Source organism: Streptomyces gottesmaniae (assembly GCF_031845845.1).
Taxonomy (GTDB): domain Bacteria; phylum Actinomycetota; class Actinomycetes; order Streptomycetales; family Streptomycetaceae; genus Streptomyces; species Streptomyces akebiae.
This window is the reverse complement of the sequence record NZ_JAVRFJ010000022.1, coordinates 45,054-58,077: the sequence shown is the minus strand read 5'-3', so window position 1 is coordinate 58,077 and position 13,024 is coordinate 45,054. Positions and strand designations below refer to the sequence as shown.

10 protein-coding genes are annotated in these 13,024 nt (G+C 73.4%); 6 read left to right on the top strand and 4 right to left on the bottom strand.

Translation table 11 applies throughout. The features are described from left to right. The first annotated feature begins 2 nt into the window (after positions 1-2). Positions 3-3,791 (top strand): nSTAND1 domain-containing NTPase, encoded by a 3,789-nt coding sequence (locus tag RM704_RS24275; RefSeq protein WP_033526690.1) that lies wholly within the window; start codon positions 3-5, stop codon positions 3,789-3,791. A gap of 174 nt (positions 3,792-3,965) precedes the next feature. Then, on the top strand, positions 3,966-4,823 hold the full coding sequence (locus RM704_RS24270) for a hypothetical protein (RefSeq protein ID WP_033526691.1): 858 nt from the start codon (positions 3,966-3,968) through the stop codon (positions 4,821-4,823). Between the two features lie 113 nt (positions 4,824-4,936). On the opposite strand, the gene gap is transcribed toward RM704_RS24270, so the two are convergent. From gap to RM704_RS24255, 3 genes are all read right to left on the bottom strand, one after another. Then, positions 4,937-5,947, bottom strand: coding sequence for a type I glyceraldehyde-3-phosphate dehydrogenase (gene gap, locus RM704_RS24265; RefSeq protein ID WP_033526692.1), 1,011 nt, complete (start codon positions 5,945-5,947; stop codon positions 4,937-4,939). Between the two features lie 103 nt (positions 5,948-6,050). Next, positions 6,051-7,010, bottom strand: a complete 960-nt coding sequence (locus RM704_RS24260) for a GlxA family transcriptional regulator (protein WP_033526693.1) — start codon at positions 7,008-7,010, stop codon at positions 6,051-6,053. A 77-nt stretch (positions 7,011-7,087) separates the two neighbouring features. Continuing rightward, positions 7,088-7,531: a hypothetical protein gene (locus RM704_RS24255; RefSeq protein WP_033526694.1), complete on the bottom strand. Its 444-nt coding sequence runs from the start codon at positions 7,529-7,531 to the stop codon at positions 7,088-7,090. A gap of 383 nt (positions 7,532-7,914) precedes the next feature. Here RM704_RS24255 and RM704_RS24250 point away from each other — a divergent pair, with 383 nt between their 5' ends. Next, positions 7,915-8,400: a cation:proton antiporter regulatory subunit gene (locus tag RM704_RS24250; RefSeq protein WP_033526695.1), complete on the top strand. Its 486-nt coding sequence runs from the start codon at positions 7,915-7,917 to the stop codon at positions 8,398-8,400. A gap of 135 nt (positions 8,401-8,535) precedes the next feature. Further along, entirely contained in the window at positions 8,536-9,786 is a 1,251-nt protein-coding gene (locus RM704_RS24245; RefSeq protein WP_033526734.1) for a cation:proton antiporter, read from the top strand. 116 nt (positions 9,787-9,902) lie between these two features. Here the strand turns inward: RM704_RS24245 and RM704_RS24240 are convergent, their stop codons facing one another. Next, positions 9,903-10,796, bottom strand: a complete 894-nt coding sequence (locus tag RM704_RS24240) for an NAD(P)-dependent oxidoreductase (protein WP_033526696.1) — start codon at positions 10,794-10,796, stop codon at positions 9,903-9,905. Positions 10,797-11,019: 223 nt separating this feature from the next. Between RM704_RS24240 and RM704_RS24235 the strand changes: the two genes are divergently transcribed. After that, positions 11,020-11,997: a TauD/TfdA dioxygenase family protein gene (locus tag RM704_RS24235; RefSeq protein ID WP_033526697.1), complete on the top strand. Its 978-nt coding sequence runs from the start codon at positions 11,020-11,022 to the stop codon at positions 11,995-11,997. Between the two features lie 122 nt (positions 11,998-12,119). Then, positions 12,120-13,016, top strand: coding sequence for a DUF72 domain-containing protein (locus RM704_RS24230; protein ID WP_033526698.1), 897 nt, complete (start codon positions 12,120-12,122; stop codon positions 13,014-13,016). Positions 13,017-13,024: the final 8 nt, after the last annotated feature.

The following is a 13,024-nucleotide window of genomic DNA, read 5'->3' as shown; positions in this document are numbered from 1 at the left end:
CCGTGGCGCGTCCCGAGAGACCGCTGGATCCCGCGGCCGGCCCCGTGCCACGCCTCGCCCATGAGTTGCGGGAGCTGCGCCGGGCCGCGGGCAGTCCCTCGTACCGGACCATGGCCGGCGCGGCGGGGTTCTCGGCGGCGGCGTTGTCCAAGGCCGCGTCCGGGACGCGGCTGCCGTCGCTCGCGGTGGTCCAGGGGTATGTGCGCGCCTGCGGGGGCGACCCGGGCGAGTGGGAGCTCCGCTGGAAGCGGGCCGAGGCCGAGGCCGCGGGGGAGGCGCTCGACGACGCCGGGGACTCGGCGCCGCCGTACCGGGGGCTGTCCCGTTTCGAGCCGGACGACCGCGATCTGTTCTTCGGCCGGGACCAGTTGGCGGAGGAGTTGCGGGAGCTGGTGTGCGGCCACCGGTTCGCGGTCGTGTTCGGGCCGTCCGGCAGCGGCAAGTCCTCGCTGCTGCGGGCCGGGTTGATACCCCGGATGCGGGAGGAGATCGCGGAGCAGGGCGGCCCGGCGGTGCTGCGCATCCTCACCCCGGGCCCACGGCCCGCCACCACGTACGGCCATCTGCTCGCCCCGGCCGAGGACGAGCCGGACAGCTGGGTGGTGGTGGACCAGTTCGAGGAGGTCTTCACCCTCTGCCGGGACCGGGAGGAGCGCGGCCGGTTCATCGACCTGCTGCTCGCCGCCCGGGTTCCGGGCAGCCGTGTGCGGGTGGTGATCGCCGTACGCGCCGACTTCTACGCCCGCTGCGCCGAGCACCGGGAGCTGGCGGACTCCCTGAGCCGCGCGTCCCTGCTGGTCGGTCCGATGAGGGCGGAGGAGCTGCGTGAGGCGGTCGTCAAACCCGCCCAGGCGGTCGGCCTGCTCGTCGAGCGGGAGCTGACCGCGCGGCTGGTCGAGGAGGTGCTCGACGAGCCCGGCGGCCTGCCGATGCTCTCGCACGCCCTGCTGGAGACCTGGCGGCGGCGCCGGGGCCGGATGCTCACCCTCGCCGGGTACCAGGCGGCGGGCGGGGTGCGCGGCGCGATCGCGGCGACCGCGGAGGCGGTGTACGGGCAACTGTCACCGGAGCAGGCCCGCACCGCCCGGCACCTGCTGCTGCGGATGGTCGAGCCGGGACTGGGCACCCCCGACACCCGGCGCCCGCTCACCCGGGCCGACCTGGCGGAGTGGGCCGCGTCCGACGTACCGGTGGTCGTGGACCGGCTGACCCGCGCCCGGCTGCTGACCGCCGACGAGGACGGCGTGCAGCTCGCCCACGAGGCGCTGATCACCTGCTGGCCGCGGCTGCACGGCTGGATCGAGGAGGACCGCGAACGGCTGCGCCACCACCGCCGTCTCGCCGAGGCCACCCGCGCCTGGCTGGAGCACGACCGCGACCCCGGCGCCCTGTACCGGGGCACCCGGCTGGCGCGCGCGGAGGAGCTGTTCGCGGACGACGACAGCATGCTCACGACGACGGAGCGGGCCTTCCTCACCGCCGGGCTGGACGGCCGCGAGGCCGAACTCCGCGCCGCCGCCCGGGCCGCGCGGCGGTCCCGGGCGCTGCTGGCCACCCTCTCGGCCGTCCTGGCCGTCGCGCTGGTAGCCGGTCTGGCCGCCTGGGCGGAGCACCACGACAACCAGCGGCGTCGTACCGACGCGGCGGCCCGCCGTGTCGCGGAGGTCGCCGAGTCCCTGCGCACCACCGACCCGCGCACCGCCCAACTGCTCGGCGTCGCCGCCTGGCGCGTCGCCGAGTCGCCGGAGACCCGCCGCGCCCTGCTCGGCGCCCTCGCCCAGCCCGAGACGGACGCCTTCACCGACCCGACCCCCGGCAGCGACCCCGCCCGCTTCCTCACCCGCTCCGGCCGCACGCTGCTCAGCACGGACGGCGACACCTGGCACGCCTGGAACGTGACCACGCACCGCCCGCTCGCATCGGACCGACTGCCCGACGGGATGCTCGTCGGAGCCGGCCCCGACGGGCGGCTGCTCGCGATCGCCGGGGACGACGGCGTACGGCTGTGGGACAGCTCCGCCGGGCGGTGGACCGGGCCGGCCCTCCCGGTCGACGCCACCGTGGACTTCGGCGCCGACGGGCGCAGCTACGCGGTGAGCGGCCCGGACGACGACCTGGTGCGGCTGCACTCGGCCGCCGACGGCACACCGCTGTTCGAGACCCGGGTGACCGGCCTCGCGAACGTCGCGCCGAGCACCGACGGCCGCCTGACGGCCGTCTGCCCCGCCGGCCGCGCACCCCAGGTGTGGGACACCGCCCGCCACCGCACCCTGCCCGGCGCCTGGGAGGACGCGGGCGCCTCCTGCGACGACTACTCGACGCTGGTGTTCGGCGGTCCGGGCGACGGCGCCGACCGGTTCGCCGTGGCCTCCGCCGGCGGCGTCCACGTCTGGGACGCCGCGTCCGGGCGCCTGATCGCCGACCTCCCGGGCCCTCGCGTGCACAGTCTCGCCTTCAGTGCGGACGGGACGTTCCTGGCGACCGCCGACGACGGCGAGATCAGGGCGTGGCGCCTCACCTCGTCCACGACGGACGACCCCGCCCCGGTCTTCCGCCACCCCCTGCACAACGAGCGCCTCTACGGCGGCCTCGCCTGGGACCCCGACCGGCCGCTGCTGCGCTACCTCGAAGGCGGCACCGTCCACACGCTGGACCTCGCGGGCGCCGTCAGCCCCACATGGCGCGAGCGCCCCCTGGACGCGGTACTGCTCAGCCCGGACGGCCGTGTGCTCGCCACCGCCGAAAGCACCAGGGACACCGCCTACCGCTTCCAGCTCCTCGACACACGCGACGGGCGGGTGCTGTGGACGCCGCCGCCGGTGCCCCTGCCCGTGTCGCGCGACCCCGAGCTGCCGGTCGTCGCGCGGGACACCATGGCGCTGATGGCGTTCAGCCCCGACGGCGGCACCTTCGGCTACGGCGTCTCCGCACCCGGCCGTCCGGTCGCGCCCCAGCGGTTCGTCCTCTGGGATCTGGCGCGCGGCCGCGCACGCACCACGCTGGACCTGACGACACCGCGGTCCGACGGAGCGGTCGTCACACTCGCCCTGGGCCCCGGCGGCCGCACCCTGTACGCCGCGCGCACCTCCGGCATCGGCGGACTGAGCGACGAGGTGTGGGACACCGCACGGCACCGGCGGGTCGCCGTGTACCCGGACGCGGCCGGTCCAGGGCTGGCCGTCCGCCCCGACGGACGGCTCCTCGTCGCCGACGACCGCTCGCTGCGCCTGCCCTCCGGCACGTCCCCCAAGCTCTCGACCTCGCCCTACCGGGAAGCCGCCCCCGTCGCCCACGGCCTGGTCCAGGGCGACGAGATCGGCGCCCTCGCCTTCGCCCCCGACGGCTCCCGGCTCGCGGCGGGCGACGAGACCGGGCGGGTCACCCTGTGGGACGGCGACCTGAAACACCGCCTGGGCACGCTGCGCAGCGTCTTCCCCACCGCGCCCGGCGACACCGCCGAGGCGGTCGGCGCCCTCGCCATCAGTCCCGACGGCCGCACCCTGGCCGTCGGCGGCGACGCCGGCACGCTCCAGCTGTGGGACATCGCCACCCAGCAGCCCCTCGGCGGCCCGCTGACGACCCCCGGCGACGCCATCACGTCCCTCGCCTTCAGCCCCGACAGCACCACCGTCCACGCGGCCGGCACCCATGTCCCGCTCCAGCGCCACACCATCGACCCCGCCCGGGCCGTCACCCGGATCTGCGCCCGCACCGGCGACGCCGACCTGACACCCGCCCAATGGCACACGTACGTACCCGACGTGCCCTACCGCGAAGTGTGCGGCCACTGATTCCGGGGGCGCCGGGCCGGGCCGCCGGGGTCCCGGACGAGTTGATTCCTCCCTCGGACCGGGTTGGGCACCAACGCGCGCCGCCAAAAGACTGCTCGCAGCCGGTCCCACGGCTACCGACCGCCCGGCCCGCACACGGTGGTCCCGCAACCAACGCGCAAGGACGTAAGAATCATGCCCACCATCAAGAAGTGCCTCGTGACAGGCGCCGCCTTCGGCATGGCGATCAGCGGCCTGACCCTCGCCTCCGCCCCGGCCGCGACCGCGTCGACGGACGTCAACGGCGCACACGACTGGCTGCTCCCGAACATGTGCCAGAACGGCTCCAACCGGAGCGGCCAGAGCCTCTGGTACTACAACGTCGACACCAAGCAGCTGCTCGACAGAAGCCGTGGAAGCGTGGGGAAGACGCCCGTCTGGCGGTACATCGGCGGCAGCAAGGCGGGAAACCGCTACGCCATGAACCCGGGCTGGCGCGAGATCAAGGGCCACTGCTACTACCCCGCGTCGTCCTCCTGGACGTATGAGGGGAAGCAGACCGCGTACTCCGACGAGGTGGTCAACTGCTCGAAGGGCGGCAACGCCACCGAGCGGGTCGACCAGGCCTACAGCACGACGACGACCACCACGAAGACGGTGAACGGCAGCCTCAGCGTCAGCCCCAACATCAGCAAGATGTTCGGGGTCGGCCTCGGTGCCGAGTTCTCGTACTCGTGGTCCTACGCCAAGACCGTCGGCTGGGGCCGTTCCGTGAGCATAGACGTCCCGCCCGGCCGGGTCGGGTGGCTCACCGCGGCGCCCATCAAGCGCGTGGTGCGCGTCAACCCGCACTTCTGGATCGACGAGTACAACTGGTACGACGGGACCGAGAAGAAGGGCCACGACAAGTGGGGCATCTACGGCACCCAGCGGGACATCGTGGACCGCAACTACTACTACGACGGCACGTCCGACGTGCTCCGCAACGGTCAGCCGGTGTTCAAGTTCTACAAGCACGACCGTGCGATCAGGTCGGGTGAATGCCGGCGCTGAGCGCCGCCGCGTCCACCTCACCAGGCACGATGCCGAAGGGCCCCACCGTTCGCGGTGGGGCCCTTCGCGTGCGTGGCGGGGCACGGCCCGGGGTCGGCCCGTCCTCGCCGTCGTCAGCGGGTGGCGAGGAGGTCGAGGGTGTCTATCACTCGGTTCGAGAAGCCCCACTCGTTGTCGTACCAGGCGACCACCTTGATGTGGCGGCCGTCGACGCGGGTGAGGGCCGAGTCGAAGATCGACGAGGCCGGGTTGCCCGTGATGTCGGCGGACACGAGCGGGTCGTCCGAGTATTCGAGGACGCCGGCGAGCGGGCCCTCGGCCGCCGCGCGGTACGCCGCCAGCACCTCGTCGCGCGTCACGTCGCGGGCGACGGTCGTGTTGAGTTCGACGATCGAGCCGACCGGGACGGGAACCCGGATCGAGTCGCCGGACAGCTTGCCGTCCAGGTTCGGCAGGACCAGCCCGATCGCCTTGGCGGCGCCGGTCGTGGTCGGCACGATGTTGACGGCGGCGGCGCGGGCGCGGCGGGCGTCGCGGTGCGGGCCGTCCTGCAGGTTCTGCTCCTGCGTGTAGGCGTGCACCGTCGTCATGAAGCCGTGCTCGATGCCGGCGAGCTCGTCGAGCACCGCGGCCAGCGGCGCGAGCGCGTTGGTCGTGCACGAGGCGTTCGAGACGATGGTGTGCACGTCGGGGTCGTACGCGTCGCTGTTGACCCCGAACGCGAGTGTGACGTCGGCACCGTCCGACGGTGCGCTGACGAGCACCTTCCTCGCACCCGCGTCGAGGTGCGCCCGGGCGGCCTTCGCCGAGGTGAAGCGGCCGGTGGCTTCCAGGACGATGTCGACACCCAGGTCGGCCCACGGCAGCCGCGCGGGCTCGCGCTCGGCCAGCACCGTGATCCGACGGCCGTCGACGACGAGGGTGTTCCCCTCGACGGTCACCGGACGCCCGAGACGGCCCGCCGTGCTGTCGTAGGCCAGCAGCCGGGCGAGGGTGGCGGGCTCCGTGAGGTCGTTGACGGCGACGATGTCGAGATCGCCGGCGCTGTCGCCGTCACGTTCGAGCAGAGCGCGGAGCACGTTGCGTCCGATGCGGCCGAATCCGTTGATCGCGATGCGAGTCATGAGTGGTGTCCCTTCGATTCGCCACCAGCGTCGCGTGCGGCACACGGCCCTGACAGCGGCGTGATCGCCACGGTTCAAAAGGATCGCGCCACGTGGCGGCGGGCTACTCGCCCCGGGTGAAGGTGCGCCGGTACTCGCTCGGCGTGGTGCCGAGGATGCGCTGGAAGTGCGTCCTCAGATTCGCGCCGGTGCCCAGGCCGACATCGGCGGCGATCTGCTCGACGCTGCGCTGCGAACGCTCCAGCAGCTCACGGGCCAGGTCGATACGGGCGCGCATGACCCACTGCATCGGCGTGTACCCCGTGTCCTCGACGAAGCGCCGCGAGAACGTACGCGGCGAGACCGCCGCATGCCCGGCGAGAACCTCGAGGGTGAGGGGCTCCCCGAGCCGGTGCAGCGCCCATTCGCGGGTGGCGGCGAACCGCTCACCGAGCGGCTCGGGCACGCTGCGCGGCACGTACTGTGCCTGGCCGCCGCTGCGATACGGGGCCGCGACCAGCCGCCGGGCCGCGTGGTTCGACGCGGCCACTCCGAGGTCGCCGCGCAGGATGTGCAGGCACAGGTCGATGCCCGAGGCGGCACCCGCCGACGTCAGCACGCTGCCCTCGTCGACGAACAGGACGTTCTCGTCGACCCGGACGAGCGGATGCTTCGCCGCGAGCGCCCGTGCGTAGTGCCAGTGCGTCGTGGCGCGCCGGCCGTCGAGCAGGCCCGTGGCGGCGAGCGCGAAGGCGCCCGTCGAGATGGCGGCGAGCCGCGTGCCCCGGGCGTGGGCTTCGATCAGCGCGTCGACGACGGCCCGCGGCGGGTCGTCCCGGTCCGGGAACCGGTAGCCGGGGATGAAGACGATGTCGGCCCACGCGAGCGCGTCGAGGCCGTGGGCGACGTAGTACGACAGGCCGTCGCCGCCGGTCACGAGACCGGGGGTCGCCCCGCACACGCGCACCTCGTACGGCATGCTCGCGCGCGTCGTGAACACCTGCGCGGGAATGCCGACATCGAGCGGCTTCGCACCCACGAGCACCAGGACGGCGACGCGGTGCAGGCGGGAGGACGACGGCACGGGGACAGGGTACGAGGATCACCGGGCAGTGCGGTGACGCTTGCGCCCTGGCCGCAGGACCGTGGGCGTAGTCGTGGTCAGAGGGTGTGCGGCCAGTCCGGCGGCTCCGGCGTGGGGTCGGGGTGAGCCGTGGTGAGGCGGCGGTAGGCGGCGCGGGCCTGGAGGAGGCGGGCCAGGGTCGTGCCGGTGAGGGCGGCGGTGAGGAGGCAGACCAGCCAGAAGGTGTCGCGAGGGTTGGCCCAGGTCAGGACACCCGCGGGTGGGATGGCGAAGCCGTTGAGGAACAACCAGCACAGGGCGGCCGTGCCGGGCGCCGCGATGAAGCGGGCGTAGACGCCGAGCAGTGCGGAGAGCAGGGACAGGGCCGCCAGGGCGAGGCCGGGGCGGTCCGTGCCCACCAGTGCGTTCAGGACGGCCACCAACGCCATCGCGCCCCCGAAGGCCGTCGCCCACACCAAGGGGGTGGCCACGGGCTGGGGGACGGGGCGCGGGCCGCTCCCCAGAGACACCCACTGGATCACGGGCGCGCTCCCTGGGTGCGGGGGCCTCCGGCCTCGGGCGGCAGGGGTATCCGCGCGGTGTGGAGTCTGCCTGCCCCACTTCTCGGGTGGGCGGTCGGTTCGCTGGTGGTGAGGGTCATGGCAGTGCTGGTGCCGGTTCGGGAGGACGTTCCGTGTGCCGTCGGGGTGCCCGCTGTGCGGGGCGTGGGGACACCCGTGGGAGTCATGGCGGTGGTTCCTTTCGGTCAGCCCTCGGTGCCGGGGTGGGTGGGCCGGTCCCGGGATTGAAGGGGATTGTTCCATCGGAGGGCCAACCTGGCGGTCGGACGCCGGTTTTCGAGGTCTCGTTAGGGTGGCACCGACGGTTGTCCGATGACATAGCCGATTCAGACAGGGGGCCAGCCGTGGGTGCTCCACGCCTCAGTAGTACGCCGTTGCCGGGGATCGGGGTCCGGTACGACCTCACGACCAGGGAGCAGCGGCGGATCTCGGTGGTCGCCCATCGGGACGGTGCGCGGACGTTGAGCGCGTACCGGCAGGACGATCCGGACGCGTGCGCGCTGTCGGTTCGGCTCACGTCCGGTGAGGCGACCGCCCTCGTCGACGCGCTCACGCCGGACCACCACAGCCCGAACCTGTTGTCCACCACGGAGTTGGGACTGGTGGCGGAGCGGATCGAGCTGGCGTCGACGTCTCACTGGAACGGACGGGTGCTGGGCGACACCCGGATGCGGACCGAGACGGGCGCGTCGATCGTGGCCGTACTGCGGCGGGCCGAGGCGATCCCGTCCCCGACTCCGGACTTCCGGCTGGCCGGCGGTGACACGCTCATCGTGATCGGCACCCGGGAGGGCGTGGACACCGCCGCCGCGATACTCGGGCGGGAGTGAGCGGTCGTGCACGTCTCCGCTCAGGCGGCGGCCCAGTGGGGCGGGGAGGCCGCGGCTCGGTCGGCAGGGCAGGCCGACGAGTCCGTCGGACGCTTCCTCGCCGAGTCGGCCACCACGCACTCCTCCGCCGTCTTCCTGATCGAGTTCGGCGCGATCATCCTCGGACTGGGGCTGCTGGGGCGGTTCGCCGGGCGGTTCCGGTTGTCGCCGATACCGCTGTATCTGCTGGCCGGACTCGCCTTCGGAGAGGGCGGGTTGCTGCCGCTCGGCACGAGTGAGGAGTTCGTGGCGATCGGCGCCGAGATCGGCGTGATCCTGCTGCTGCTCATGCTCGGCCTCGAATACACCGCCAGCGATCTCGTCTCCAACCTCAGGACCCAGTACCCCGCCGGACTCGTCGACACCGCCCTCAACGCCCTGCCCGGCGCCGCCATGGCACTGCTGCTCGGCTGGGGACCCGTCGCCGCCGTCGTCCTCGCCGGCGTCACCTGGATCTCCTCCTCCGGCGTCATCGCCAAGGTCCTCGGCGACCTCGGACGGCTCGGCAACCGCGAAACCCCCGTCATCCTCAGCATTCTGGTCCTCGAAGACCTCTCCATGGCCGTCTACCTGCCGATCCTCACCGCGCTGCTCGCCGGCACGAGCCTCGCCGCCGGAAGCGTCACCCTGGCCGTCGCCCTCGGTACCGCCGGGCTCGTGCTGCTGGTGGCCGTGCGCTACGGCCGGCACATCTCGCGGTTCGTCTCCAGCGACGACCCCGAGAAGCTGTTGCTGGTCGTGCTCGGTCTGACGCTGCTCGTCGCCGGGCTCGCGCAGCAGTTGCAGGTGTCTGCGGCGGTCGGCGCGTTCCTGGTGGGCATCGCGTTGTCGGGTGAGGTCGCCGAGGGGGCACACAGTCTGCTGGCGCCGCTGCGGGACCTGTTCGCCGCCGTGTTCTTCGTCTTCTTCGGGCTGCACACCGATCCCGCCAGCATTCCGCCGGTGCTGCTGCCCGCGCTCACCCTCGCCCTGGTCACCGCGCTGACGAAGATCGCCACCGGGTACTGGGCCGCGCGCCGGGCCGGTGTCTCCACCAAGGGGCGCTGGCGGGCGGGCGGCACGCTCGTCGCACGCGGCGAGTTCTCCATCGTCATCGCCGGCCTCGCCGTCACCGCCGGCATCGAACCGTCCCTCGGGCCGCTGGCCACGGCCTACGTCCTCATCCTGGTGATCGTCGGCCCGCTGACCGCCCGGTGGACGGAGCCGGTGGCGATGTGGGTGACCGGCCGACTGCGCGGGCCCGCGCCGGCCGGCCCGGGAGAGGGAGGCGCTTCGTCGGAGACGAGCCAATCGGCGCCGCGAGCGCACGAGGCGTTGGACGAGCAGAGCGCGGCCGATCGGGCCTGAGGGGCCGGAGCGGCCGCGTCAGCCGCGTCCACGTTCACGTTCACGTCCACGTGCGAATCCTCCGGTGCCCACACCCTCGCCCCTCCCCCTCCCCCTCCCCCTTCCTCTCACCCTTCCTATTCCTCGCTGCCGCCCTCCTCGAAGCTGGCGAAGTACGCGGCGGCCATGTCCTCGTCGGCGTGGCCCTGGGCGGCGGCGCGGGCGAGGCGGTCGGCACCGGCGGCGGCCACGTCCAGGCGTACGCCGTACCGCTGCCCGGCCTCGACGATCAGGCGGGCGTCCTTGGCGGCGGTGGAGACCGCGAAGGAGGCAGGGGAGAGGCGGCCGTCGAGGATGAGCGCGGACTTGGCCCGCAGATAGCCCATGTCGAGCGGGCCGCCCTCGATGATCTCGAAGAAGGACCGCGGGTCGACGTCGAGGGCCTTGGACAGGGCCAGAACCTCTCCGGCCGCGTTGGTGGCGGCCAGCACCCAGCTGTTGGCCACCAGCTTGAGCCGGGTCGCGGTGCCCGCCGCGCCGTCCTCGCCCGTCCACACCGTACGGGCGCCCACGGCGTCGAACACCGGCGTCACCGTGCCACGGCCGGCGACCGGCCCCGCCGCCAGCACCGTCAACTGCCCCGCCTCCGCGGGCTGCCGTGTGCCGAGGACCGGGGCGTCGTAGAAGACCAGGCCGTGTTCGTCGGCCAGCGCGGCCAGTTCGGCGACGGCCTCCACCCCGGCGGTGGTGGACTGGACCCAGGCCGTGCCGCGGCTCAGCGCGGGCCCCGCCTCACCCATCACGTCCCGGGCCGCGGCCCCGTCGTACAGCACCGTGAGCACCACGTCGGCGCCCCGCACGGCCTCGGCCGGGCTTCCGGCGACCTGGGCACCGTCGGCGGCGAGCGGCTCGGCCTTCGCACGGGTGCGGTTCCACACCCGCACGGTGTGACCGGCGCGGACCAGGTTGCGGGCCATCGCGGCCCCCATGATGCCGGTACCCAGGACACTTACGGTGAGCTTGTCAGTCATGACGTCAACTTCCTGCCGCGTACAGTGCGTTGGCATTTTCGCAGCTCGGGGAGGGGCGGGGGCGCCACGACACCGGCCGGGGAGTCACTTCGCGGCCGCCGTGACGCGGCCTTCGGGCCGGTCGGGTACCGCCGGGTCCGGGCCGTCGGAACTCCGATGAGGGATCAGGACAGGTCCCGCCCGGGCCGCATGCCCGGCCGGTGCCGTGGGAAGACCGGGCCACGTGAGCATCGACACGCACTGGTCCTCGACGGGACCCACGGGCGGCCTGGACGTCCGCCCGGCCTCCGGGTACATCGGCGCCGACATCCACGGCGTCGACCTCGCCGCCCCGCTCGACGACGAGACGGTCGCCGGTATCCGGGCGGCGCTGCTCCGCTGGAAGGTCGTGTTCTTCCGGGGGCAGCGGCTGGACCACGCCGCGCAGATCGCGTTCGCGCGCCGCTTCGGCGAGCCGATCCGGCTACGGTCGCGGGGCTCGGTCTCCCCCACCGGACACCCCGAGATCGAGACGACGGCCGACCGTCAGGAACTGGGCCGCAAGCACGGCATGGACCAGGCCGAGTGGCTGGAGCGCCGCCGCCACTCGACCCTCCGGGGCTGGCACGCCGACCACACCGCGCGCATCGACCCGCCCGCCCTGACCCTGCTCCGCGCCGAACGCGTGCCGCCGTACGGCGGCGACACCACCTGGGCCAACCTCGCGACCGCCTACGCGGGCCTGTCCGAACCGGTCCGCCGGTTCGCCAACGGGCTGCGCGCCGAGCACCGGCTCGGCGTCGGCTACCTCGCGCGTTCCGGGCCCGACCCCTACCTCCGCCACCTCCAGGACCACCAGGTCGCGTCCGTCCACCCGGTCGTCCGCGTCCACCCCGAGACCGGCGAACGGGTCCTGTACGTCAACCCGTACTACGTCGAGAACATCGTCGACGTGACCAGGGCGGAGAGCCGGCTCCTGCTGGAGATGTTCGTCGAGCAGATCACCCGCCCCGAGTACACGGTCCGCTTCCGCTGGGAGCCGGGGTCGGTGGCCCTCTGGGACAACCGCGCCACCGTCCACCTCGCCCCCAACGACACGGCCCACCTGGACTTCCCACGCATCATGCACCGGGTCATGGTCGCCGGGGACCCGCCGGTCGGCGTGGACGGCACCCCGTCCAAGTCCCTGTGCGGCGCGCCGCTGCACGACCGGAGCGCATAGCCGCGGCCGGTGCGCGGGCCGCGACGGACAAGCCGGCCCGACCGGTGCGCGGGCCGCCGTCGTCGGCAGGTGCCCACCGGTCGACGCGTGGTCAGAACCCGATTCCGGGTAACCGGCACCCCATGGGTGATCTACTCGTCGGAACCTGCTCCTGGACCGACCGCGCGTTGCTGGCCAGCGGCTGGTACCCACGCGGCCACCGCGACGCCGAGCCCCGACTCCGTTACTACGCCGACCGATTCCCGGTCGTCGAGGTGGACTCCGGCTACTACGCCCTGCCCAGCCGCCGCAACAGCCTGCTGTGGGCCGAGCGGACACCACCCGAATTCCGCTTCGACGTCAAGGCGTTCTCCCTTCTCACCGGCCACCCGACCCGCCCGGCGGCCCTCCCCGCGGATCTGCGTGAATCCCTCGGGGCCGACCTGCGCCGCAGGGCTCCCGCCGCCGTACTGGACCGGGTCTGGGACCGGTTCGCCCACGCCATCGAGCCGTTGCGGGAGGCGGGCCGGCTGGGTGCGGTCCTGTTCCAGTTCCCCCCGTGGTTCGCACCGGGACGGCGGACGGAGGGGGCGGTGGACGGGAACGGGTCGGAGAAGACGCTGGAGGAGTGCGCGGCGCGTACGGCCGGCTGGCCCGTCTCGGTCGAGTTCCGGCACCCGGCGTGGTGGCGGGGCGAACAGGCCGACCGCACGGCGGCGTTACTGTCCCGGCTCGGCTTCGTCGCCGTGGGGGTCGACATGGCCCAGGGCCTGGAGTCCTCCCTGCCGCCGCTCATCCCCGTCACCTCCCCGGAGCTCGCCGTCGTACGGTTCCACGGCCGCAGCCCCGTCTGGGGCACCGGCAGCAAGGAGGACCGCTTCCGGTACGCGTACTCCGAGCCCGAACTCGCCGCGTGGGCGCCACGGTTGCGGGAGGCCGCCGAACAGGTCGACGAGTTGCATGTCCTCTTCAACAACTGCTGCGCCGACGCGGCCGTGAGGGCGGCGGAGACGATGCGGCGGATACTCGACACGAGGTGACCCCCGGC